This is a genomic window from Pontibacter korlensis, assembly GCF_000973725.1.
Taxonomy (GTDB): domain Bacteria; phylum Bacteroidota; class Bacteroidia; order Cytophagales; family Hymenobacteraceae; genus Pontibacter; species Pontibacter korlensis.
The window spans coordinates 1431954-1454650 of sequence record NZ_CP009621.1 but is presented as its reverse complement, the minus strand read 5'-3'; the positions used below and the strand labels follow the sequence as shown (position 1 = coordinate 1454650).

23 protein-coding genes are annotated in these 22697 nt (G+C 47.3%); 15 read left to right on the top strand and 8 right to left on the bottom strand.

Features of this window, described 5'->3' with window-relative positions; all coding sequences use genetic code 11:
• Positions 1 to 64 precede the first annotated feature (64 nt).
• From glyA to rpiB, 3 genes are read left to right on the top strand one after another with little or no spacing between them, the layout of a single operon-like run.
• The gene (gene glyA / locus PKOR_RS06120) at positions 65 to 1339 is read left to right on the top strand and encodes a serine hydroxymethyltransferase (RefSeq protein ID WP_046309726.1); all 1275 of its coding nucleotides are present in this window, start codon (positions 65 to 67) and stop codon (positions 1337 to 1339) included.
• Between the two features lie 34 nt (positions 1340 to 1373).
• The gene (tatC, locus tag PKOR_RS06115) at positions 1374 to 2216 is read left to right on the top strand and encodes a twin-arginine translocase subunit TatC (protein WP_046309720.1); all 843 of its coding nucleotides are present in this window, start codon (positions 1374 to 1376) and stop codon (positions 2214 to 2216) included.
• On the top strand, positions 2216 to 2653 hold the full coding sequence (gene rpiB, locus PKOR_RS06110; protein ID WP_046309716.1) for a ribose 5-phosphate isomerase B: 438 nt from the start codon (positions 2216 to 2218) through the stop codon (positions 2651 to 2653). The genes tatC and rpiB overlap by 1 nt, the downstream gene beginning before the upstream one ends.
• Positions 2654 to 2704: 51 nt before the next feature.
• Here the strand turns inward: rpiB and PKOR_RS06105 are convergent, their stop codons facing one another.
• Positions 2705 to 4105 carry a hypothetical protein gene (locus tag PKOR_RS06105; protein WP_148561640.1) on the bottom strand — a complete coding sequence of 467 codons (1401 nt, stop codon included), beginning with the start codon at positions 4103 to 4105 and terminating at the stop codon, positions 2705 to 2707.
• A 218-nt stretch (positions 4106 to 4323) separates the two neighbouring features.
• Between PKOR_RS06105 and rbfA the strand changes: the two genes are divergently transcribed.
• From rbfA to PKOR_RS06085, 4 genes are all read left to right on the top strand, one after another.
• Positions 4324 to 4719, top strand: a complete 396-nt coding sequence (rbfA, locus tag PKOR_RS06100; protein ID WP_046309713.1) for a 30S ribosome-binding factor RbfA — start codon at positions 4324 to 4326, stop codon at positions 4717 to 4719.
• 23 nt (positions 4720 to 4742) lie between these two features.
• The gene (locus PKOR_RS06095; protein WP_046309711.1) at positions 4743 to 5552 is read left to right on the top strand and encodes a class I SAM-dependent methyltransferase; all 810 of its coding nucleotides are present in this window, start codon (positions 4743 to 4745) and stop codon (positions 5550 to 5552) included.
• A gap of 92 nt (positions 5553 to 5644) precedes the next feature.
• On the top strand, positions 5645 to 6868 hold the full coding sequence (locus PKOR_RS06090; RefSeq protein ID WP_046309710.1) for an ABC transporter permease: 1224 nt from the start codon (positions 5645 to 5647) through the stop codon (positions 6866 to 6868).
• 169 nt (positions 6869 to 7037) lie between these two features.
• Complete coding sequence (locus PKOR_RS06085; RefSeq protein WP_046309707.1) at positions 7038 to 9962, top strand: DEAD/DEAH box helicase; 2925 nt, start codon at positions 7038 to 7040, stop codon at positions 9960 to 9962.
• Between the two features lie 76 nt (positions 9963 to 10038).
• On the opposite strand, the gene PKOR_RS25500 is transcribed toward PKOR_RS06085, so the two are convergent.
• A complete protein-coding gene (locus PKOR_RS25500; RefSeq protein WP_235337288.1) occupies positions 10039 to 10407 on the bottom strand; it encodes a hypothetical protein in 369 nt (122 codons plus the stop codon).
• Positions 10385 to 10684: a hypothetical protein gene (locus tag PKOR_RS25495; RefSeq protein ID WP_235337286.1), complete on the bottom strand. Its 300-nt coding sequence runs from the start codon at positions 10682 to 10684 to the stop codon at positions 10385 to 10387. Before PKOR_RS25495 ends, PKOR_RS25500 begins: the two co-directional genes overlap by 23 nt.
• 141 nt (positions 10685 to 10825) lie before the next feature.
• Between PKOR_RS25495 and PKOR_RS06075 the strand changes: the two genes are divergently transcribed.
• From PKOR_RS06075 to PKOR_RS06060, 4 genes are all read left to right on the top strand, one after another.
• Positions 10826 to 11266, top strand: a complete 441-nt coding sequence (locus PKOR_RS06075) for an SRPBCC family protein (protein ID WP_046309706.1) — start codon at positions 10826 to 10828, stop codon at positions 11264 to 11266.
• A 64-nt stretch (positions 11267 to 11330) separates the two neighbouring features.
• A complete protein-coding gene (crtD, locus tag PKOR_RS06070; protein WP_046309705.1) occupies positions 11331 to 12833 on the top strand; it encodes a 1-hydroxycarotenoid 3,4-desaturase CrtD in 1503 nt (500 codons plus the stop codon).
• Positions 12826 to 13506 (top strand): carotenoid biosynthesis protein, encoded by a 681-nt coding sequence (locus PKOR_RS06065; protein WP_046309704.1) that lies wholly within the window; start codon positions 12826 to 12828, stop codon positions 13504 to 13506. The genes crtD and PKOR_RS06065 overlap by 8 nt, the downstream gene beginning before the upstream one ends.
• 130 nt (positions 13507 to 13636) lie before the next feature.
• Positions 13637 to 14248, top strand: coding sequence for a hypothetical protein (locus tag PKOR_RS06060; protein ID WP_046309703.1), 612 nt, complete (start codon positions 13637 to 13639; stop codon positions 14246 to 14248).
• 68 nt (positions 14249 to 14316) lie between these two features.
• Here PKOR_RS06060 and PKOR_RS06055 read toward each other — a convergent pair whose 3' ends face one another.
• Together PKOR_RS06055 and PKOR_RS06050 are read right to left on the bottom strand one after the other, a co-directional pair.
• Entirely contained in the window at positions 14317 to 14559 is a 243-nt protein-coding gene (locus tag PKOR_RS06055) for a DUF6952 family protein (protein WP_046309702.1), read from the bottom strand.
• Positions 14560 to 14565: 6 nt separating this feature from the next.
• On the bottom strand, positions 14566 to 14886 hold the full coding sequence (locus PKOR_RS06050; protein ID WP_046309701.1) for a thioredoxin domain-containing protein: 321 nt from the start codon (positions 14884 to 14886) through the stop codon (positions 14566 to 14568).
• A 309-nt stretch (positions 14887 to 15195) separates the two neighbouring features.
• Between PKOR_RS06050 and prfA the strand changes: the two genes are divergently transcribed.
• From prfA to PKOR_RS06035, 3 genes are all read left to right on the top strand, one after another.
• Entirely contained in the window at positions 15196 to 16272 is a 1077-nt protein-coding gene (gene prfA, locus PKOR_RS06045) for a peptide chain release factor 1 (RefSeq protein WP_046309700.1), read from the top strand.
• A gap of 132 nt (positions 16273 to 16404) precedes the next feature.
• Complete coding sequence (locus PKOR_RS06040; protein ID WP_046309699.1) at positions 16405 to 17775, top strand: hypothetical protein; 1371 nt, start codon at positions 16405 to 16407, stop codon at positions 17773 to 17775.
• Positions 17776 to 17809: 34 nt separating this feature from the next.
• The gene (locus tag PKOR_RS06035) at positions 17810 to 18232 is read left to right on the top strand and encodes a secondary thiamine-phosphate synthase enzyme YjbQ (protein WP_046309698.1); all 423 of its coding nucleotides are present in this window, start codon (positions 17810 to 17812) and stop codon (positions 18230 to 18232) included.
• A 42-nt stretch (positions 18233 to 18274) separates the two neighbouring features.
• Here PKOR_RS06035 and PKOR_RS06030 read toward each other — a convergent pair whose 3' ends face one another.
• The 3 genes from PKOR_RS06030 to gpmI form a co-directional block, all read right to left on the bottom strand.
• Positions 18275 to 19777 carry a M43 family zinc metalloprotease gene (locus PKOR_RS06030; protein ID WP_046309697.1) on the bottom strand — a complete coding sequence of 501 codons (1503 nt, stop codon included), beginning with the start codon at positions 19775 to 19777 and terminating at the stop codon, positions 18275 to 18277.
• Positions 19778 to 19894: 117 nt separating this feature from the next.
• Positions 19895 to 20473 (bottom strand): hypothetical protein, encoded by a 579-nt coding sequence (locus tag PKOR_RS06025; RefSeq protein WP_046309696.1) that lies wholly within the window; start codon positions 20471 to 20473, stop codon positions 19895 to 19897.
• A 12-nt stretch (positions 20474 to 20485) separates the two neighbouring features.
• Positions 20486 to 22012, bottom strand: a complete 1527-nt coding sequence (gpmI, locus tag PKOR_RS06020; RefSeq protein ID WP_046309695.1) for a 2,3-bisphosphoglycerate-independent phosphoglycerate mutase — start codon at positions 22010 to 22012, stop codon at positions 20486 to 20488.
• Between the two features lie 236 nt (positions 22013 to 22248).
• On the opposite strand from gpmI, the gene PKOR_RS06015 reads away from it, so the two are divergent.
• Complete coding sequence (locus PKOR_RS06015; protein ID WP_046309694.1) at positions 22249 to 22662, top strand: DUF4783 domain-containing protein; 414 nt, start codon at positions 22249 to 22251, stop codon at positions 22660 to 22662.
• Positions 22663 to 22697: the final 35 nt, after the last annotated feature.

Sequence of the window (22697 nt, the reverse complement as noted above, 5' to 3'; positions counted from 1 at the left end):
GAAACATTGGTTTATTCCGGCGCATACTTTAATTTTGGCTGCTTACTAAACCGAATCAAAATCGATGCAAAAAGATATAGCCATATTTGACCTGATTGCGAAGGAAAAAGCGCGCCAGACCCACGGTATAGAACTAATCGCCTCTGAGAACTTTGTGTCAGAGCAGGTGATGCAAGCCATGGGTAGCGTAATGACGAACAAGTACGCAGAGGGCTTGCCTGGTAAGCGCTACTATGGTGGTTGCGAAATAGTAGACCAGTCAGAGCAGTTGGCTATAGATCGCGCGAAGGAACTGTTCGGGGTAGAATGGGTAAATGTGCAGCCGCATTCTGGGGCACAAGCAAACTCAGCAGTAATGCTGGCGGTTCTGCAACCAGGAGATAAGATCTTAGGTTTTGACCTGTCGCATGGCGGTCACCTGACTCATGGTTCACCGGTTAACTTCTCTGGTAAACTGTATAACCCTACCTTCTATGGTGTGGAGCAGGAAACAGGCCTCATCGATTTTGATAAAGTAGTGGAGATAGCTCGCCGTGAGCGACCGAAACTTATTATCTGTGGTGCATCAGCATATAGCCGCGACTGGGATTACAAGAAGTTGCGCCAAGCAGCTGATGAGGTTGGAGCCCTGCTATTGGCAGATATCTCCCACCCTTCAGGCCTTATTGCACGTGGCTTGTTGAATAGCCCGTTTGAGCACTGCCATATTGTAACTACTACCACCCACAAAACATTGCGTGGACCTCGTGGTGGTATGATCATGTTGGGCAAAGACTTTGAGAACCCGTTTGGCCTGAAGACGCCTAAAGGTGAGATACGCATGATGTCGTCGCTGCTGGATGGAGCTGTATTCCCTGGTACGCAGGGTGGCCCACTGGAGCATGTAATTGCGGCTAAAGCTGTAGCCTATTATGAGGCACTTTCTGATGATTATTTAGGTTATGTAAAGCAGGTGCAGCAAAATGCTCAAGCTATGGCCAAGGCGTTCCTAGAGCGGGGCTATGACATTATCTCTGGCGGTACTGAAAACCACATGATGTTGATCGACCTGCGCTCGAAAAACATTACGGGTAAACTGGCTGAAAACACGCTGGTAAAAGCTGATATCACGATAAACAAGAATATGGTGCCATTTGATGATAAGTCACCGTTCGTTACGTCAGGTATGCGAGTAGGTACGGCTGCTATCACAACACGTGGACTAAAAGAGCAGGAGATGGAGCGCATAGTAGAGTTTATTGATACAGTGCTGAGCAACCATGATAATGACAGTAAGATCAGCAGCGTACGCAGCGAGATCAATAACTGGATGCAGGAGTATCCGCTTTTTGCATATTAATCAACAATACAACTTGTAGGAGGAGCCGCTTTTGATGGATCAATCATTTCTGGAAGAAGAGCCGAAAGAGATGTCCTTTGTGGACCATCTGGAGGAGTTAAGGTGGCACATCATCAGAGCCCTTGGTTCTATCTTTGTATTCGCTACCATTGCTTTTCTAGCGAAAAGCTTTGTGTTCCATGATATTATACTAGCCCCTTCGCGCACTGATTTCCTGAGCTACAGGGTGATGTGCCAGGTGGGGCAGTATTTTGGCTCAGACGTCCTTTGCTTTGAGGAAATGGGCTTCACCATACAAAGCCGTCAGATGAGCGGCCAGTTTACAATGCACCTCCTCGTGTCGGTGGTACTAGGTTTGGCATGTGCCTTTCCTTATGCTTTTTGGGAGATCTGGCGCTTCGTAAGGCCAGGGCTTTACCCGCAGGAGCGCAAAAATTCAGAAGGAGCAGTTTTCTTTGTATCTATTCTGTTTGTTTTAGGGCTACTGTTCGGATACTATGTAGTGTCCCCGATCTCTATAAACTTTCTGGCTGGATACCAGGTAGATCCAAGTATTGTAAATGAGTTTGACCTGTCGTCATACATCTCAACTTTAACAACGCTTTGTCTGGCTTGTGCTTTTATGTTTGAGATGCCAGTGATAGTGTTCTTCCTTACAAAGGCCGGCCTAATTTCACCAGAGACGATGAAGTTGTACCGCCGCCATGCTTTGGTGGTTATACTTGTAGTAGGCGCTATCATAACGCCGCCAGATGTGATAAGCCAGATACTGATCTCTATGCCGCTAATGCTACTCTACGAGGTAAGTATCCATATCTCACAGTCTATTCGTAAAAAAGACCTGAAGCGATTAAACGAACAAAACACACAATCCTAATGTCATTGAAAATAGCAATTGGGGGCGACCACGCCGGTTATACTTACAAAAGCATGTTGAAAGGTGTGCTGGCTGAGCTTGGTCACCAGGTACAAGATTTTGGGCCGGATTCTGAGGCCTCAGTAGATTACCCTGATCATGTGCATCCTTTAGCAAAGGCTGTGGCAAGCAAAGACTGTGACTTTGGAGTGCTAATTTGCGGAAGCGGTAACGGAGTGGCTATTACAGCAAATAAGTATCAGGATATTCGTGCAGCGTTGTGCTGGGAAACTGAGTTGGCAAAGCTGGCCCGTGAGCACAATAACGCTAATATTCTCTGCATTCCGGCAAGATTTGTCTCAGAGGAGACAGCTAGAGATATGGTCCGCACTTTCCTTGCTACAGACTTCGAAGGAGGTCGCCATCAAAACAGAGTGAATAAAATAGCCGCTTGCTAAGCAAGAGATAGTTTATAAAATAGAAAAGCCGCTCCGAAAGGAGCGGCTTTTCTATTTTAGCTTATAAACGGTAGGGTCATCAGTCTGTTGGTATCGGCCAAAAACATCGGGCAGTTTGTAATTAAGTTCTGGCATCATCCCTGCTTTATCCACCAGATATTGTGGCATTTCGTGCCTGAAATTTTCGTGTAACTGAAACAACGCCTGATACTCGTTAAGTCTTCCGAAATGACGCTGTGCCAGTTGCCAGTTCAGGTATGGTGTAACTGGCTTGTTCTGCATATAATAGCTGATGTCATTCCCTAGCACAAGTATGGTAGCGTTCTGCACTGGCACTTCCACTTGCTCTGGCAAAAGCAACGGTGAGTCGTCCATCATCAGGTATGGGTTGAGGCCCAGTACTAATCTATAACGTAGCACCAGCACTCCCGCCAGCATCACCAGAAAAACTGTATTCAGGATCCAGCCTTTACGGTTAGAGGTGAAAAAGAACTCTCCGAAGTATGCTATCGGTGGTAATACGATTACAAAAGTGGCTACAGATATCTCATCTCTGGTAAAAATAACCAGCAAGCTTGCTACTAGCCATACCCACATCAGTTGCTGAAACTTTACCTGAAACACCAGGCGCTGGGGCAGGGAAGCCGAACTTAGCAGTGAAAGTAAAAGTATGGCAGCAGGTATAATCATTAGCTTTGCTACATCGGCTGGCGGGCGAAGGAACGCCACCTGCAGTTGCCATGGGCGTAACAGGTGTAGCTCCAGAAACTCCTGTGTTGTGTTCGTATAGAGGTAGAACGTCATCAGCACGGCATACGGAAAAGCAAAACCGCACAGCATCAACATGGTGCTTCGGAAGGTGTTTGACGCGAAAAAGATTACAGCGAAAATGCCCACCAGCAGAAATACGGCCAACGGCAGGTAACACATAGCTGCTAAACCAAGCATAAAGCCACCTACAAAAAGCCTGTTGTTATCAAAGCCTTCGCGCGACAATGTGATAATGTAAGGCAGCGAAAGTATAAGGAAAGTATTGCCAATGAGCAGCGGCGTGAGCATGTTAAACTCGAACGAAAGGCTACCAAGCACCAAGTATAACAGTGCTGGCAAATAGTTCTTGGTGCCATACACGTTGTGGCGGTTTAGGGTACTATTTAGCAGTAAGGCCTGCAGTAGTAACAGCCCTACAGCAGTTAACCTGTAAGCCATAAAGGAGCGTCCTGCCGCAACATCCAACACCCAGAACACCAATGCTGAAATTGGAGCAGTGTTATCGTGGATGTCGCGATACATGCTAAAGCCTTCTGCCAGCCGCTCCCCTACCAGCATGTGCAAGAGCTCAGGTGCCGTAGCCCGCACACCCAACAGCACAAGAGGCAACTGTATACCCAAGAACAGAAGAATCAGCAATACAAGACGAGAAGGCAGTATGCTACGAAAGTAACTTATCAAGGAAAGAGAGAGTTAGAAGGAACTACATAAAAGGACAAGAGGCCACAGACAAAGTATAAGAGCTACCTAACAAGAGGCATGCCACTGACCCAGCACTAGGGCTTGCAGTGCAGCAAAAGCTTTTGTCTCAGCAAAGTCCGCTGAAAGTACCTAACTCAAAATGAGTACAGCACTTTTGGGGTAAAAATGCGAAATTAATATGATATTTGCATCTTCGTATGGAAAGTAAAAGACAACAGAAATTCTCGCGCCTGATACAAAAAGAACTGGCAGACATCTTTCAAAGAGAGGTGCCGCACCTGTTCGGGGGCGCTTATATATCGGTAAGTGTAGTGCGTGTTTCACCAGATTTGGGCGTTGCTAAAGTATACCTGAGCATCATGATGGCTCAGAATAACGAGGCAGTGCTACAAGAGGTACGCATCAACTCAAAAACTATCCGGCACCAGCTGGCTCAGCGCATCAAAAACCAGGTGCGCATTATCCCTGAGCTGATTTTCTACCTGGATGATACCGCCGAATACGCAGCCAAAATAGATAAATTGTTCGATAATTTGGAAATCCCGCCTGCAAGCGAGGATGACGAGGACGACGAAACATACCCTAATAAGTAGGCAGTTAGCCGCACAACACCCTTATGCAGTACGACCCTATAAAGCGGGTACTTGGCGACGTGTTCAACAAGACCCCTTTCCTGCGCCGCGTATTTTATAACCTACTGGACCTGCTGCTGTTGCGTGCATGGCACGTGCAAAAAGAACTGCGCGAGTGGGCAGCTAACCGCCGGGGCGGAGAGCAACACATTCTCGATGCAGGCTCCGGCTTTGGGCAGTATACGTACTACCTCTCCAGCATGAGCCAAAAGTGGAATGTACTGGCCGTGGACGTGAAAGAGGAACAAGTGTCTGACTGTAATCGCTTTATGCGTGCTATTGGTCACCACAATGTGCTTTTTAAAATCGCCGACCTGGTGAAGTTTCGTCAACCAGAGAGTTATGATCTCATACTTTCAGTAGACGTAATGGAGCACATACTGGAGGATGTAGAAGTGTTCAGGAACTTTCACACATCGTTACGTCCTGGTGGTATGCTGCTGATTTCTACTCCGTCTGACCAAGGTGGCTCTGATGTGCATGGCGATGATGAGGCTTCATTTATCGAAGAGCACGTACGGGATGGCTATAATATCAAAGAGATTGAGGATAAGCTAAAAACAGCAGGCTTTAGTAAAGTGCAGGCACGTTACTCCTATGGCAAGCCGGGGCAAATTTCATGGCGCCTGTCTATGAAGTATCCACTGCTAATGCTGAACGTATCCAAAATTTTCTTCGTGCTGTTGCCGTTCTACTACCTGATTACCTTCCCCTTCTGTCTTTTGCTAAACAGAATGGATGTAGAAGGAGAGCATCCGTCGGGAACTGGTCTGATTGTAAAAGCCTGGAAGTAACCTGGAGGATAAATGGTTGTATTGCTAAATTGCTGTTCTTCAAAGCGCGTATGCATCAACTATTTGATAGTTTAGCCAATTAATAAATAAAGATGAACGTACCTTTTCTGATAGCGAAGCGATACTTTTTCTCCAGAAAGAAGAGGAACATCATCAGCATTATTTCCAACATCGCCATGATTGGAGTGGCTGTTGGCTCGGCTGCACTAATAATAGTACTATCGGTTTTTAATGGCCTGGAAGATCTTATTCGGGAAATTTACTCCAGCTTTGACCCTGACCTGAAGGTTACTGCTGCCGAGGGGAAGTCGTTTGAAACAGACACTGAGTTCATGAACCGTATTCGACGCACGCCTGGTGTGGCTGTGGTGTCGGAGGTAATTGAAGATAATGCCTTGTTACGCTATAACGACCGGCAAATGGTTGTAAAGGTGAAGGGGGTAAGCGAAAACTTCTTTCAGCAGAACGAGATTGATTCCTCGGTAGTAGAAGGTAGCAATGAGCTATACTTCAACAACAGCTACCGGGCACTTGTAGGGCGTGGGGTGCAGTACCAACTATCCATCCGACCTAGCAATCAGTTTGTGCCGATGCAGTTCCTGTACCCGCGCAACGTAAAATTCAACCCGCTTAACCCAGAAGGCTCTTTCAACAGCCTGAACATCCTGCCAGGAGGTATTTTTGCCATAGAGCGCCAGTATGACGACGCTTACGTGTTTGTACCCCTCAACTTTGCAGAGGAGCTACTGGAATATGGCCGGCGCCGAACAGCCCTTGAGCTCAAAATTGAGCAAGGCTACAAGATAGAGCAGGTAAAGCGTGAGCTGCAAAAGCTGCTAGGCGAGAACTTTAAGGTACAGAACTCTGATGAGCAGCATACCAGTTTGCTGCGCGCCGTGAAGGTAGAAAAGCTCTTCGTATTCATAACTTTCGCGTTCATTCTTGGCATCGCCTCACTCAATATCTTCTTCTCGCTCTCTATGCTTGTTATCGACAAGAAGAAAGACATCGCCATACTTGCCTCAATGGGTGCTACTGCCAAAACAATTCGCAACATCTTCTTGTTTGAGGGAGCGTTGGTAGCCTTTATCGGGGCAGCTTATGGCTTATCCTTAGGAATGTTGATTTGCAATTTGCAGCAGACATTTGGGCTGGTAAGTATGGGTATGGCTACTTCGGTAGTGGAGGCCTATCCAGTAAAAATGGAAATTGAAGACTTTGTGCTAACAGGCTTGGCTATAGTTGTAATTACGCTGTTGGTGTCCATCAGGCCAGCAAACAAAGCAGCTGCCATGTCTGTGACAGAGAATATCTAGAGCTACCCCGGATACAGTACAATTCACGATAAACAGGAACGCTAAAGCTCCGTGTTATTCTGAAATTAAAAATTAGCCAACCTTTCTAAAGTACAAGCTAAAAGCCTTGCTTAAAGTAGGAAATAAGCACCATTATGGCTAAATTTGAAGTCCTAAAAATGTCTTTGGCATGAATGTTTATACCACGCAGCCTTTTCAGGTGATCTACTCGCTCTTTGAGCACGAATACCTGGGTTACCTGTTTGAGTCATTTGTGGTACAGGTTAACTCCAAAGGCCAACTCACCCTACAGCACCAAAACATCTCGGCAAAAAACGCGGATGAGTTTGCTGCGCGCCTCGATGCAGAAGATTTTAAGTTGATCCAGCTGATAGATCAGGTGCAGCAGGATGCAGTGCTGAAGCGCTTCTCTACTAAAAAGAAGCTTTCCCCCGCTGAGTTTTTTCTGAAAGTATACGACCCTGAGAAGGGTGACAAGGCAATGCAGGAGGCGATAAGCCATTATGTGCAGAGCCGTATGGGAAAGATATTAGAGCTGCTTCGCCACGACAAGATGACCTTTATCATGGGCAAGGATGGCGAGCCGACCTGGCGCAGGATTAAAATTGCGCCGGAACGTGCTACGGTCTTGTTCCACTTCATGCGCAATGAGGACAACACGCACTACTTCCCTACCATTAAGTATAATGGACAGAAGCTAGATTTCCAGTATAAAAATGCTGTTCTGATATGCCATGAGCCTGCGTGGCTGATGCTAAATGACCAGGTGTATAGCTTCGAGAAGAATGTAGACGGTAAAAAGCTGCAGCCCTTCCTGAACAAGCGCTTTATTGTGGTGCCACGCTCGGTGGAGGAAAACTACTACCGCAAGTTTGTAGCACCGCTGGTAGAGCAGTTTGATGTGCATGCCAAAGGCTTTGATATCAGGGCCGAGAAGTATGTGCCAAGCCCTTACCTCACTTTTTCCGAAATAACGGCTTCTGAGGTGCCTGCCATTGCCTTTAAAAAGGATGAAGGAGCTGACTCAGAAGGAAACAAAATCCTCTTCGACCTTTCCTTTAAGTATGGCGACTACCTTGTGCAGACGCAGGAAGCAAAACGCATTAGCGTTAGCATGGAGAAAACACCAGAATCTTATATTTTCCATAAGCTGATACGTGATGCCGGCAGCGAAAAGGAGTTTGTGAAAGAACTGAGCAAGCGGGCGCTGGAAGTGAAAAACGGACAGGCTGTGTTGGAGAAGAGTGCTGCATTTACCTGGCTGAACAACAACCTGCAGGACCTGGAGAGACTGGGCTTTACAGTAGAGCAGAACCAGAAGAGCGGCAAGAACTACTTTATAGGTGAAATAACCTTAGATGTAGGTATCACAGAGAAAAACGACTGGTTCGATATCTACGGCACCGTGCGCTTTGGTGAGTTCACTATTCCATTTATCAGGCTCAAGAACCATATTCTGACAAAGAATAACGAGTTCTTGTTGCCAAACGGGAAGATAGCTATTATTCCGGAGGAGTGGTTTACGCAGTATATCGAGCTATTTGCCTTTGCGGAAGGAGAGGAGCACCTGACGCTGCGAAAGCACCACATGGCGTTGGTAAACGACCTGCAGAACGGCAACCTGGCTACTGTTACTATGAGCCGCAAATTGGAGAAGCTGCGTGAGTTTGAAACGATAGAAGATCAGCCACTGCCGGCTGGTTTTATCGGTGAATTGCGCCCTTACCAGAAGGCTGGCTATAACTGGCTTCACTTTGTGCAGAACTATAAGTTCGGGGGCTGCTTGGCCGATGACATGGGTCTGGGTAAAACCGTACAAACGCTGGCTATGCTGCAGCACCGCAAAGAGAATGGCGCAGAGTCAGCCTCGTTGCTCGTAATGCCTACTTCGCTGGTTTATAACTGGCTGAATGAGGCACTGAAGTTCACACCGGACCTTCGCGTACTGAACTACACCGGCACTTATCGCGATAAGAATGTTGAGCAGTTCTCTAACTATGATGTTATCCTGACCTCGTATGGTATCGTGCGCCTGGATGCAGACCTGCTGCAGAGCTACTACTTCGACTATATTATCCTTGACGAGTCGCAGGCGATCAAGAATCCTGACTCAAACACATCAAAATCTGTGCGTGCGTTAAAGTCGCGGCACCGTTTGATACTAACAGGTACACCCGTGGAGAACAGCACAATGGACCTGTGGTCGCAGATGTCTTTCATCAACCCGGGCTTATTGGGCAGTCAGCACTTCTTCCGCAACGAGTTTCTAAAACCGATCGAGAAGGAGAAGGATGAGCAGAAAACGCGTCGCCTGCACGCCCTGATTAAGCCATTTATACTTCGCAGGCATAAATCTCAGGTAGCCAAAGAGCTGCCTGAAAAAATAGAGCAGACTGTTTTCTGTAAAATGACCGAGGAGCAGGAGCATGCTTACGAAGAAACAAAGTCATACTACCGCAACAAGATTCTGAAGAACCTGGAGGAGAACGGGCCGGGCAATACCCAGTTTATGCTTTTGCAGGGCCTGACGAAGCTGCGTCAGATAGCAAACCACCCGCTCATGACTGATCCTGGCTACGAAGGCGAGTCAGGTAAGCTGAAGGAGGTGCTGCATATGACTAAAACCGTAGTAGGCAAAGGGCACAAAGTGCTTATCTTTAGCCAATTTGTAAAGCACCTGGAGATTATCCGTAAGGTGTTGGACAAGCGGGAAATCAGCTATACCTATCTGGATGGCAACACAAAGAACCGCCATGAGCAGGTTGAGCGCTTCCAAAGCGATAAAAGTATACACGTGTTCCTGATATCGCTGAAAGCGGGCGGAGTGGGCCTGAACCTGACTGCCGCAGACTACGTGTTCATCCTGGACCCATGGTGGAATCCAGCGGTTGAGGCACAGGCAGTAGACAGAGCACACCGCATTGGGCAGCAGAACACAGTGTTTACCTATAAGTTTATCACCAAGGATACAGTAGAAGAGAAGATACTGGCACTGCAGAGCCGTAAGATTCAGCTTGTGACAGACCTGATAAGTACCGACGAAACAGTAATCAAGAGCCTTACCAAAGAGGATATTGACAACCTGCTGAGTTAACAGAGTATTGGAGTATAAGCAAAAGAGCCGCTGCAGACATGTCTGCAGCGGCTCTTTTGCTTAAGTACAGCTGGAACTACATTTTAGAATAGGGAAACTTGCGGGAGGCCTTGCGCATAATAGTTGTGACAATGGTGTTTGTATCGCTGCCGAGACTTCTGGAAAGTGCTTTCTCGTACTTCCAAAGCAGTTCTCCTGAGGTACCGTCATAAATGTTGATGCTCGTTTTGCCGGAGTTGGTAGCACCGTAAAAGCCAACAACAAGCCCAAGTGCCAGCGAAGCACCGTCCGACATAGGTTTGTCTGTCTCGAAAGTGCCTGTAATCACTCCGTCTACCTCTAATAGCCTGGCCAACTCCTCAGGAGTATAGCTTCTGAGATTCTCTGCAGTAATTTCATGCCTAGCGAGCAGAGCATTGGTTTTATGTGCATCCTGAAACGACACTGTAAACCCGTCTTTGCCTTTCGAAGTATGTCTCGAGTGCGCTTTGAACGGCTAAGCCCTGCTTTACCTCCATATCGTGGAGCTGCTCTGGGGTTAGGCTTTTCATCTGGTTGGGACGCAGCTTTATACTTGTGTTAAAAGGCAAAATAGCGAGCGACTTGTGGTTCGTGGCGAGCGTACTAAACTTAGGGTTAGTATAGATCTCGCGTGTTTGGGCAAAGCTGAAAGTTGTTAACAGCATAGCCACCAGTGCTAAAAAGATTCGGTAACTTTTCATAAATGTAGAAGTAGTGATTTGAGTGCATTGAATGTAGTGTTTTGGTAGAAATATAAAAATAGGCATAGTAAAATATATTTTATGGTTATCAAACAAAGCGCTGCAGTTGAGGTTACTAAAGTGTAGCTATACACCAAAAGCATGAAAATTCACCTGGAGACGAAAGTGCGGCAGGACTACCGCAGCGTGTTCGATGCCTTTGACGAACAGCTGTTTCGGAAGTTAGCTCCCCCCTACCCTAGGCTGCAACTCCTGCGCTTCGATGGCTCCGAGCCTGGTGATGTGGTGGAAGTAGAGCTACAGACAGGCATAAAATCTTTCCGCTGGACCAGCCTGATCACTGAGCGAGTAGTAACTGGTGCAGAAGCATACTTTGTAGACCAGGGTCAGGAGCTGCCTCCTCCCCTGCAGCTGTGGCACCACCGACACCTTGTAACCAAAAATGGTGGCGGGGCTATCATTCATGATATCATTACCTATAGCACAGGCAACAAACTACTGGACCTGCTATTATACCCGTTCATGTTAGCCGCCTTTGGTATGCGTAAGCCAATTTACAGGAGAGAGTTTGGTGAAGCATAATTTCGCTATAACCTTTACCTTACCCCATCAGTTAAGCACAAAGTATAAAGCTATATAAGCAGGAATGACGAAAGCAGCCATTATCGGGGCAGGTATAGGAGGCATTGCCACAGCAGTGCGTTTAGCCGTAAAAGGCTATGACGTAACTGTGCTGGAGGCAAATCATACCTTTGGCGGAAAGATGCACGAGTTCTGGCTGGGTAAGTACAGGTTTGATGCCGGACCATCGCTGTTCACATTGCCACACCTGGTAGATGAGCTTTTTACGCTGGCAGGACGCAACCCCTCGGATTACTTTCGCTATACACGTCTTGATCCCATTACCCACTACTTCTGGCCCGATGGCAGTCATGTGAAAGCCTGTGCTGATGCTGAGAAGTTTGCACAGGAAGCAGAGCAGCAGCTAGGAGTGCCAAAAAGAGCAGTGCAGGAGGCATTGCAGAAAAGCGCGCGGCTATACAAAGGTACAGCAAATACATTTCTGCAGAAATCCCTGCATCGGCTAAATACTTACCTGAGCCCGGACGTGCTAAAGGCACTAGGTTGCCTTTCCGACCTTGGCCTCACGACCACCATGCACGAAGCAAATGCCAATCAGTTTAGTGACCCACGTTTTGTGCAGCTGCTGGATAGGTTTGCTACTTACAATGGTTCTGACCCGTACCAGGCACCAGGCACGCTAAACATCATCCCGCACCTGGAGCATAACATAGGAGCCTTTTACCCGGAAGGTGGCATCTACGCGATTGCCGCTAGCCTGGTAAAATTGGCTGAGGAGCTAGGTGTGGAGTTTAGATATAATGAGCAGGTTGAGCGAATCATTACTCAACAAAACAATGTTACAGGCGTAGAGACCATTAAAGGCAGGTATGCTGCTGATGTGGTGGTGAGTAACATGGATGTAGTGCCCACTTATCGAAGGCTCCTGCCGGATCAGCCAGCGCCTGAGAAAACGCTGCAGCAGCCGCGTTCCAGTTCTGCCCTGATTTTCTATTGGGGGGTAAGGAAAGTGTTTCCGCAGCTTCATGTGCACAACATCTTCTTTAGCCAAGACTATAAGAGTGAATTTGAGCACATCTTTAAGTACAAAACAGTCAGTCCGGATCCAACCATTTACGTTAACATCACCTCTAAAGCCGATCCTGCGGATGCGCCTGCCGGAGGTGAAAATTGGTTTGTAATGGTTAACGTGCCGCACAACCAGGGGCAGGATTGGCAGCAGTTAACAGCGGAAACACGACAAGCAGTACTGCAAAAACTGAAGCACATGCTCCGAACAGACGTGGAAGCTTTGATAGAAGAAGAACAGGTGCTGGATCCGCTGCTAATTGAGAGCCGCACTTCCTCGTTTGGAGGGGCCTTGTATGGTAGTAGCTCGAACAACAAAATGGCAGCATTCCTGCGTCACCCGAATTTCAGCTCTAAAATTAAAGGTTTATACTTTTGCGGTGGCAGTGTGCATCCAGGCGGCGGTATTCCGTTGTGCCTGCTATCAGCCAAAATTGTAGGAGAGTTAACACCAGCTGTAGCTCCCTCGCCTGCAAAATCACCTAAACACCATGCCTGATACAAAAATAGCATCAGTACTAACACCCTTGGCTCAGAAGTATGGCAAATATGCTTTGCCGGTGGCTGTTGCCATCCTGGTAATTTTCCATGGAGTCGGCTTTTGGGGGTTTCTGTTTAGCGGCAGACCTGAATACTTTCAGGAGCTCACCCCTATGAACCTTCTGCTCACCAATGCACTGCTCTTTGCCTTTCACCGCCATTGGAGTGTGGCCTTTATACTTTTTGCTGTTTTAGTGTCGGCTGTAGGTTACTTTTCGGAAGTGCTGGGAGTGCACACAGGGTTGCTGTTCGGAGACTATGCTTATGGTGCTGCACTAGGGCTAAAAGTGTGGGAGGTGCCCTTACTGATTGGACTTAACTGGCTGATGCTGGTATACACTACCGGCCACATCAGCAATTTCATACGTCTGCCCTGGTTGGTGAAAGCGTTGTTAGGTGCCTTGCTAATGGTGCTGCTAGACATTTTTATAGAGCCAGTAGCCATGCAGTTTGACTTCTGGAGTTGGAGTGGAGCGGACATCCCGCTATCCAACTTTATTGGCTGGTTTATGATAGCAACAGGACTTCATGTCTACTTCCAGAAAGCACCCATGTATAAAGAAAATAAATTAGCACCTTACGTTTTCCTAGTTCAACTTCTCTTCTTTATAAGTATCTATAGTTTTCTGTAACAAAGTCTGTTAGAAGAGGTATCGAAAATATTCTTAGTTTTGAAGAAAGGATAAATTTACCTGTGGCACAAGTTTCGCTTGAAGGGAACACAGGCTGTACTTCAACAGCATAATAAAGTAATTTACAGATATGGTTTTACCGGAAATGATTTTTAGTCAGCTCCGCCAAGTGCTTACAACAGAGGGAATAGAGCATCACCGGGAAGAAGACTTGGTGGCGCGACTAGGAGTGCAGGCACAGGACTACAGGGCGTTGTTTTCCGGTAAAGAAGATATGGTGCGGAAAGTTGTACAGTATGATCTGCAAGAACAGGAGCGGGAAGATAAGTTGTTACTAAAAAATGCTGAGAACCCCGTAGAGGAAATCATACTGCTGTTGCAAAGTGGTATTAGAAGGCTAAGAGAGGTTAATCCTGCCTACATCATAGACCTGCAGCAGTACTACCCTGCTGTGTGGCAGATGTGTTTAGAGCATCTTAACACGTACAACTACTATCTGAACCTCAGTATCATCAACAATGGTGTTGTACAAGGCTACTTCCGAAAGGATATTAACCTGCAGCTCGTGACGAAAATCATTTTAGAGCAATTCAATATGATTGTGAACCCTGCTTTTTTTCCGCCTGATCGCTATGAGTTGGGAGAGGTGTTTCGCAGTGTGTATATGTACTATGTGCGGGGTATTTGTACTGACAAGGGCGGTAAGCTAGCCGAGGAATACTTCTCTAAGAATAATATATAAAGTAAAAGCGCTGCGGCCAAAGTTTCTCCTTAGCCGCAGCGCTTTTGGTTTTTAGGGACGAACTAGTTTTAGCTGATAGAAACACGAACCTTCTGCGTATACATGCGCAGCGCGGCTTTGAACTCTGTACCGTTATCCTCCATCTCGTTTAAGATCCAGACAGCGGCTAAAACGTGTGTCAGTTGCTCGCCCTCATCCTCGCCTTCCACCTCAATTGCTGGCTGCTGCTCTTCCACAATAGCGGCCTCGGCAGCCATCAGTTGCTCAAGCGAGTAATTTTCAACAAGCTTTTTTATTGCAGGTATCTTCATATCAATCTACTGGTCTAATTTATGAATAAGTTCACGAACGGCGTCCTCCTTGCTGGCAGCAACAGAGTCTACTAATTGTCCGTTCTTGAAGATGGCGAAGAATGGCAGGTTTGTTACATTAGCTAGTTTGCGTGCCTCAGGGCTTGTCTCTGCGTTCACATCCACAAAAGCAATGCCCGCAAAGTTTTCGTCGTCAGACATACGCTTGAACTTAGGTGAGAACAGACGGCAGTTACCACACCAGTCAGCGTAATATTTCACTACCACTTTAGAGTTTGCAGTCAGTACTTGGTTAAAATCGTTGTCAGTTGCTACTATAACAGCCATATTTTTCTTTTTATATGTTACTTAATCAAATTCTACTCCTTATTTAACTACTGCCAAAAGTAAATGTTTCAGCCGAAAGGATTGTAATAGTTCTGATAGATTTAACCTATTGCTTTATAGATAATGGCTATAAAAAGGTTGAAGAAAGGCTGAACACAAATCCGTACGAGCCCTGAAACTATACCACTAGCTTTAAAGTTATAGCTAATAATAAATAAGCCTGCACAATTATTGCATATGTGGCCGAAACGGATAATATAATCTAAAGGCCAATTTTGTATCTTTGCAGCCTAAAACCAGACAAGCACGATGTTAGATAAGTTAGAAGCCATTAATCAGCGTTTTGAGGAAGTAAGCCAGCTGCTTATTCAGCCTGATGTGGCCAGCGACATGAAGAAGTTCAAGACGCTGAACAAAGAGTATAAGGATCTGGATAAGATCGTAACCGAGTACAAGAAGTATAAAAACATCCTGAGCAACATCGATAATGCCAAGCAGGTGATTGCAACGGAGAAGGATGAAGACTTTAGGGAGATGGCTAAGGAAGAGCTAGATGAGCTTATCCCACAGCGCGAGCAGATGGAGGAGCTTTTAAAAGAGCTTCTGATCCCGAAAGACCCGAACGACAGCAAAGACATCATCATGGAGATCCGTGCTGGTGCGGGTGGCGACGAGGCTTCTATCTTTGCCGGTGACCTTTACCGCATGTACAGCCGCTTTGCAGAGCGCATGGGCTGGCGTGTAGAGCTAATAGATGCTACTGAGGGTACTTCTGGTGGTTATAAAGAAATCATCGTGAACATGTCTGGTGAGGATGTGTACGGTAAGTTGAAGTTTGAGTCTGGTGTGCACCGCGTGCAGCGCGTACCAGCTACCGAAACTCAAGGCCGTATCCATACTTCTGTAGCTTCTGTAGTAGTACTGCCAGAGGTAGAAGAGCTGGACGTGGAAATCGATATGAACGATGTGCGTAAAGACCTTTTCATGTCATCAGGTCCGGGCGGTCAGTCGGTAAACACAACTTACTCTGCCGTGCGTTTAACACACATCCCGACAGGTATCGTGGCGCAGTGTCAGGACCAGAAGTCGCAGCTGAAGAATTTCGATAAAGCCCTTGCCGTACTTCGCTCACGCCTGTACGAGATTGAGCTGGCCAAGAAGCAGGAGGCCGAAGGTGCACAGCGCAAGAGCATGGTTGGTAGCGGCGATCGCTCTGATAAAATCCGTACCTATAACTATCCACAAGGCCGTGTAACGGATCACCGTATTGGTTATACTGTATACAACCTGCCAAACGTAATGGATGGTGGCATTGAGGACTTTGTGGAGCAGCTGCGTATTGCAGAGAATGCCGAAAGATTGAAAGAAGGCGCCGCAGCAGAGTAGTAACTACTGTGGAGTAAAATATCAGAAGGGTGCAGCAGGCAAGTACAGTCAGCTGCATCCTTTTTTCGTTTTAATTGCTAAATTGATGGATGTATAACCATGCATTCTAGACCTGAGCTATAGCTACATAACTTGAGATACCTACTCGCCATACTGCCCTTGCTCCTGTTGCTGTCGGTGTTCGGCTGTGAGCCGAAGGATGAGGTGATTACCACAGACCCAAATGCGGTGCTGGAGTTCTCTGCCGATACAGTGCTGTTTGATACTGTTTTTGTGAGCCGGGGCAGCATTACCAAAAGACTCAAAGTATATAACCGAAACGAGAAAGCAGTACGCATTAGTGAGATTACGCTAGCAGGTGCTTCTGCCTCTCCTTACCAGCTCATCATAAATGGTGTGCAAAGCCCCATGGTTAATAATGTGGAGCTGCGCGGTGGCGACAGCCTGTACGTGCTCGTGAAAGCCAATATCAGCCCTACAGATCAAAGCCAGCCGTTTTTAGCAGCAGACTCCATTCTGTTTACCACAAATGGGCAACAACAGAATGTGAAGCTTGTAGCTTACGGGCAGAATGCCTATTTCCACCGCAAAGGAAGTATTGGCACCACCACCTGGGCCAGCGATAAACCCCACGTGCTGTTAGATTCTGTACTTGTGCGGGAGGGAGCCACTCTTACGATAGAGAAAGGAGCACAAGTTTTTGGTTATAACAGGTCGGTACTGCTAGTGGCTGGGCAACTACAAGTGCAGGGTACACCTAAAGAACGGGTGAGCTTTGGCGGTTACCGTAGAGAGAAAGAATATCAAATAGCGCCGGGACAATGGGATGGAATTCATATACTAGCCACCAGCGGAGGTAACAGTATAAAGTATGCCGATATTAGAAACACGCAGTATGGTCTGCGCATTGGCAACCCTGGTATGGCAGGTACCTTAGTGGAAGGCTGTAAAATATCGCACGCCATGCTAGGAGGCGTGGTAGCTTTTACTTCGGATGTACAGGTGGTAAACACGCTGATTTATAACTGCGGTCAGTATGGCTTTGGTGGCTTGGGCGGTGGTAATTATGAGCTGTTGTACACTTCCATTGTAAGCTATCAGAACCCGTTGCCGCGCGAAACACCTTTGCTGGTAATAGCAGATTTTATACCTGGAACAGACATCGAAAATCAGCCTACATCGTTGCGCCTGATTAACTCTATCGTTTACTCGGATGGCTATAGCACCGTGAATGAGGTGCTGGTGGAACCATTAACTGCTGCCACCGCAGTAAGCAGTAACTTACTGCGTACCGAAAGGTACAAGGAGCAGTTCGAGGCAAATAACGTTCTGAATACAGACCCTAAGTTTGAGGCACCTGCCAAGCATGATTTTCGATTGGATACCCTCTCCCCTGCCAGCGGTGCGGCGAAGTTGCTGCCAACAATACTTCAGGATATAGAAGGCACAACCCGCAGCAGTACCCTGCCCGATATAGGTGCATATGAGCGTACCATAGATTAAGATATAGTTTCACCTCTCTACAAAACTTTAACATATGTGGTTTCAGAAAGAGATAAGGTTACCTGCTGTAAAGCGAGGTTTTCATTTGATAACAGACCTGCTGGTTGCACAGCTTCCGGAGTTGGAAAGTATAAATGTGGGGCTGGCGCATATCTTTATCAAGCATACTTCTGCTAGCTTGGCTATCAATGAGGATGCAGACCCAACGGTGCGGCAGGACTTTGAGAGCCACTTTAACCATATGGTGCCCGAAAATCAGCCCTACTATCGCCACACCTTGGAAGGCTCCGACGACATGCCGGCGCACCTAAAAGCTGCTCTTCTTGGCGCTTCTGTTACTATACCTATTGCTAATGGCGAATTGAATATGGGTACCTGGCAAGGCATTTACTTGTGCGAGCATCGTGGCCACGCCTCTAAACGCACTGTAGTAGTAACCTTGCAGGGGGAGGAGTAAAGAAAGGATCAAGTGTTACATCGTATTGATGCTCCCTTTCCTTTACCGTACTATGCTGATCTTCCGTATCTCTGTGCCATTCGTGCTGTGGAGTCGGAGGAAGTAAACGGCAGGAGGCAGGTGGCGTACATCCAGCTCTAAGGTTCGGCTGCTAACCTTGGCAGTGAGTAGTGTCTTCCCTACGCTGTTCATGAGCTCTATTTGCCTAACAAAAATCCGTGCGGGCTGCTCGATATAGAGATAATCTGCGGTAGGGTTTGGGTATACTGTCAGGTTGCTTACCGTTACGTGCACAAAGTCCTCTTTCATTTCAATATCACTCACGCTGCCATTGCTAACAGTTAGCTTAACAGCATACTTGCCGGGTTGTGGGTAAGTTACCACCGGGTTTTGCTGCGAAGATGTGGCAGGCACACCTCCTCCAAACTCCCAGTGCCACTCTGTTGCGCGTACACCCTCAGGGGCAGCAGCAAACTGTATGCTTTTACCAGCCACTATCATCGTATCACTTTCCTGCGCCATGCTAAATTCGGAACGAATTGAGGCCGTACAGGCAAGAGATTCTAACAAAGAGCTGCGGCTGGTGTTCAAAACAGCATTCATGTAGGCTGCCTGGCCGTGGGTAAACAGATTCATGCAGGCATCGGTACTATAGTCCATGTAGTTCTGGTACATGTTGCCGTAAGGGCCATTGTCGCAGGAAATCTCAATGCCGCCAGTACAGTCAGTGGTATAGTATTCCTGGTTAGGTGTGTCGCTTATACCATCAGAATCAAAGCAGCTAGCATCGTCTCCGCCCCAGATATGGCTGAGGCCTAGCCAGTGGCCTATTTCATGTGTGGCGGTACGACCTAGGTTGTATGCTGACCCAAACCTGTTGGCAGGCGCAGCTCCCACGGCAGTGTAATGCAGTACTACGCCATCAAGGTGTGGTAAAGTGGCTCCAGGCATGGTAGCGTAGCCTAACACATCATCTTTTATGTCCCCTATCCAAATGTTCAGGTAGCGATTTGTGTCCCAAGCATCCTTGCCCCCATTATCTGACTTCTTAATGTAATCATAGATGTAATCAAAGTCAGAACGGTAAGTTCGGGTGCGGGTAATGCCGCTTGTAGGGTCACCGTTGGGATCTATGGAGGCAAGGCAGAACTCTATGCGTGTGTCGGCGGCGTAAGGTGTAAAGTGAGCGGGTGTGTTAGCCGCATCTGCGTTACGTCTTCTAAAGTCAGCATTAAGCACCTCTAGCTGTGACAGTATTTGCTCATCCGAAATATTCTCGGTACTGTTGTTATACAACACATGGAAAACTACCGGAATGGTAATAGTGGTTAAGGCACGAAGGTTCTGCCACTGGCGCTGCTGCTCTAATTTTTCCTGTACAGCCTGCTGCGCCTGCTGTTGCTCCTGCTCTAGTATAGGGTGATTTGCCTTTAGCGCCTCCAGGTAAGTATTGGTGGCACAACCACGAGTGTGCGCATGCTGTTGGGCAAGGCTGGGTATAGCAAGGCCAAGGCAAGAAATCGCCAACAGTGCAAGCTTACGCATGGAGCAAAGGTAAAGGGTTTGCAGAGTGTACAGGCAGTGTATGTGCCTGTAGTTATGCAAGATAAATAAAAAGGAGGAAGTATGGCAAACGGAAAAACTTTTGTACAGCTGTCGTGCTTAGAGATTAGCCTTCACCTCGTAGCGCAGCGTATCCCCCAGTACCATTTTCTGTACACCCTCTACATGGTAATCTGCTATGTCCCCTGTTTGCGGGTTGGTGCTGAGGTTTATTGTGCGGCGGGAGAAGAAGATGATGTTCTTATCTTCCAGCCGGGCGTGGAGTTGCTTTAGCTTACCTTCAGGCGACATGACAAGGCGCAGGTACTGTACCTGAGGATTGGCGCCTTCCAGCTTTGTAAACTCTATAGCTGTAGAACCATCCTCCAGCACTTGCTCTTGGCGGGTATAAAATTCCTGTAGCGAAGGCCGGCTTAAGTCAGCCTGCTCGAAAACGGCTAACTCGTCCTCCCAATCAATGTCTGGTGTTTCCACCACCTCTGGTTCCTGCCCTTGGGTAGCAACCGATTTTAGCACCATAGGCTGCCGGGTTTCCAGCATCTGCCTTTGCTGCTGCAGATAGGAAGTTATATTGAAAGCAACCTTTCCCGCCTCTGCTGTTGCAGGCGGAGAAGGTTGCTCACAGGAAACAATGGCCAGTAAAAGGCCCATCAGGAAGAGCTGTTTATACTTGGCCATCAGTAAATAAGATTAATGTTCTATCAAAGAAGTGCCACCCATTTCTTCAGGCTGCCTAATGCCCATCAACTCTAAGATAGTTGGAGCAATGTCGCCTAGTTTGCCTGGGTGAAGTGTGCCATTGAAGTCGTTACTTACCAGCACACATGGCACCAGGTTAGTGGTATGGGCGGTGTTTGGTGTTCCGTCTTCATTAATCATCATGTCGGCGTTGCCATGGTCGGCTATCACAATGATATCATAGCCGTTTTCCAATGCCGTTGTAATTACTTTCTCGGCGCATTCATCCACTACCTCGCAAGCTTTTACGGCAGCCTCAAATACACCGGTATGGCCTACCATGTCTGGGTTTGCAAAATTGAGGCACACAAAGTCAGCGCTCTTCTTCTCCAGCTCCGGCACAATAGCGTCACGGATGTCATAGGCACTCATCTCGGGCTTCAGGTCATAAGTGGCTACCTTAGGAGATGGGCACATCAGGCGACCCTCGCCTTCAAACTGTGTCTCACGGCCTCCTGAGAAGAAGAAAGTAACGTGCGGGTATTTTTCTGTTTCAGCAATACGAATCTGCTTTTTACCAGCTTCGGCCAAAACCTCGCCCAAAGTGTTGTTAAGGTTGTCTTTCTCGAATATAGCCTCTGTGTTCAGGAAGCTTTCATCGTAGTTGGTCATCATAACGTAGCGCAGGTTCAGCTTGTGCATGTCGTGCTCCGGGAAATCGCGCTGGGTCAGTGCCTGGGTAATTTCACGGCCACGGTCTGTACGGAAGTTAAAGCAGATAACCACATCGCCATCCTTGATAGTGGCAATAGGCTCCTGGCGGTCATTTACCTTTACAATTGGCTTGATAAACTCATCCGTAACGCCAGCGTTGTAAGAAGCCAGCATTGATTTGATAAGGTTCTGCGAAGGCTCTCCTGTACCTTTTACCATCAGGTCGTAAGCCAGCTTAATGCGCTCCCAGCGGTTGTCGCGGTCCATGGCATAGTATCGGCCAACTATAGAAGCAATGGTACCGGTTGTATTTTCCAGGTGCTCCTCCAGTTCATTGATAAACTTCACGCCGCTCTTAGGGTCAGTATCGCGACCGTCGGTAAAGGCATGGATGTATACTTCGTGCAGCTCCTGGTCGTGTGCTACAGAGCAAAGAGCCTTCAGGTGGTTAAGGTGCGAGTGCACTCCCCCATCCGATACCAGGCCGATCAGGTGTACTGCCTTCTTGCTTTCTCTGGCATAGGCAAAAGCATTTGCCAGTGCTGGCATAGATCCCAGCTTGCGCTCTGCGATAGCTTTGTTGATTCGTACCAGGTCCTGGTACACCACACGCCCTGCACCAATATTCATGTGCCCTACCTCAGAGTTACCCATCTGGCCTTCGGGCAAACCAACAGCTTCGCCGGATGCCTGTAGCGTAGTGGTAGGGTATTTTTCAAAAATAGAATCGATAAAAGGCGTGTTGGCTTTATGAATAGCCGAAACCTCTGGGTTGGTGCCGAGGCCCCAACCATCTAAAATCACTAAGAGTACCTTCTTGTCCATGGTGCAAATATAGCTATTATCTTTGAAGCTGCAGGCGCTAACCTGTCCGTGTTTCTTTTAAAGCGCTGCTGTGCCAGTGCTGCTTAAGCTTAAGAAGTATATATAAAAGTATACGAGCTGTCAAGCTTGAGTTCTTTCTTTATCAGGATATTCATGTTATATTAGAGACATTGATTCTGCGCCAGTACTTGGCATAGTTTTGGCTCGTGCATGGGCAAGCAATACAAACCTCATTTATGAAAAACTTTAAACACTTTGCAGTAGCTTTTTCTATGTTATTGGTGGCCGTTCTTTTAACGGCAGGGCAAGCCATGGCACAGGGCGATGCCATGAACAGCGTAAAGCAGGCAATGAAGGCAGGCTCGGCCAAAGATCTGTCCAGAAGCTTTGGCAACATGGTAGAAATCACCCTTGATGGCAGCGAAGCCACTAGCTACAGCAGCACTCAGGCTGAGTTCGTGATGAAGAACTTTTTCTCAAAGAACGCACCTGTAGACTTTAGTGTGAACCATAACGGTACCTCAGATAAGGGCCAGTTGTACGCCATCGGCACCTATACTTCTAAGGGGGGCTCTTATACAGTGCTGATCCGGATGAAGTCCTCTGGCGACAAATACCTCATCCACTCGATGAACTTTATCAAAGATTAAGACGATACTAATGAGATTTTTACAAAGGCTCGGAG

What these genes read in the sequence shown, in the direction of transcription:
- glyA (WP_046309726.1), top strand. Translation starts at nt 65, where the DNA reads ATGCAAAAAGATATAGCCATATTTGACCTGATTGCGAAGGAAAAAGCG.
- tatC (WP_046309720.1), top strand. Translation starts at nt 1,374, where the DNA reads ATGGATCAATCATTTCTGGAAGAAGAGCCGAAAGAGATGTCCTTTGTG.
- rpiB (WP_046309716.1), top strand. Translation starts at nt 2,216, where the DNA reads ATGTCATTGAAAATAGCAATTGGGGGCGACCACGCCGGTTATACTTAC.
- rbfA (WP_046309713.1), top strand. Translation starts at nt 4,324, where the DNA reads ATGGAAAGTAAAAGACAACAGAAATTCTCGCGCCTGATACAAAAAGAA.
- PKOR_RS06095 (WP_046309711.1), top strand. Translation starts at nt 4,743, where the DNA reads ATGCAGTACGACCCTATAAAGCGGGTACTTGGCGACGTGTTCAACAAG.
- PKOR_RS06090 (WP_046309710.1), top strand. Translation starts at nt 5,645, where the DNA reads ATGAACGTACCTTTTCTGATAGCGAAGCGATACTTTTTCTCCAGAAAG.
- PKOR_RS06085 (WP_046309707.1), top strand. Translation starts at nt 7,038, where the DNA reads ATGAATGTTTATACCACGCAGCCTTTTCAGGTGATCTACTCGCTCTTT.
- PKOR_RS25495 (WP_235337286.1), bottom strand. Translation starts at nt 10,684, where the DNA reads ATGAAAAGTTACCGAATCTTTTTAGCACTGGTGGCTATGCTGTTAACA.
- PKOR_RS06075 (WP_046309706.1), top strand. Translation starts at nt 10,826, where the DNA reads ATGAAAATTCACCTGGAGACGAAAGTGCGGCAGGACTACCGCAGCGTG.
- crtD (WP_046309705.1), top strand. Translation starts at nt 11,331, where the DNA reads ATGACGAAAGCAGCCATTATCGGGGCAGGTATAGGAGGCATTGCCACA.
- PKOR_RS06065 (WP_046309704.1), top strand. Translation starts at nt 12,826, where the DNA reads ATGCCTGATACAAAAATAGCATCAGTACTAACACCCTTGGCTCAGAAG.
- PKOR_RS06060 (WP_046309703.1), top strand. Translation starts at nt 13,637, where the DNA reads ATGGTTTTACCGGAAATGATTTTTAGTCAGCTCCGCCAAGTGCTTACA.
- PKOR_RS06055 (WP_046309702.1), bottom strand. Translation starts at nt 14,559, where the DNA reads ATGAAGATACCTGCAATAAAAAAGCTTGTTGAAAATTACTCGCTTGAG.
- PKOR_RS06050 (WP_046309701.1), bottom strand. Translation starts at nt 14,886, where the DNA reads ATGGCTGTTATAGTAGCAACTGACAACGATTTTAACCAAGTACTGACT.
- prfA (WP_046309700.1), top strand. Translation starts at nt 15,196, where the DNA reads ATGTTAGATAAGTTAGAAGCCATTAATCAGCGTTTTGAGGAAGTAAGC.
- PKOR_RS06035 (WP_046309698.1), top strand. Translation starts at nt 17,810, where the DNA reads ATGTGGTTTCAGAAAGAGATAAGGTTACCTGCTGTAAAGCGAGGTTTT.
- PKOR_RS06030 (WP_046309697.1), bottom strand. Translation starts at nt 19,777, where the DNA reads ATGCGTAAGCTTGCACTGTTGGCGATTTCTTGCCTTGGCCTTGCTATA.
- PKOR_RS06025 (WP_046309696.1), bottom strand. Translation starts at nt 20,473, where the DNA reads ATGGCCAAGTATAAACAGCTCTTCCTGATGGGCCTTTTACTGGCCATT.
- gpmI (WP_046309695.1), bottom strand. Translation starts at nt 22,012, where the DNA reads ATGGACAAGAAGGTACTCTTAGTGATTTTAGATGGTTGGGGCCTCGGC.
- PKOR_RS06015 (WP_046309694.1), top strand. Translation starts at nt 22,249, where the DNA reads ATGAAAAACTTTAAACACTTTGCAGTAGCTTTTTCTATGTTATTGGTG.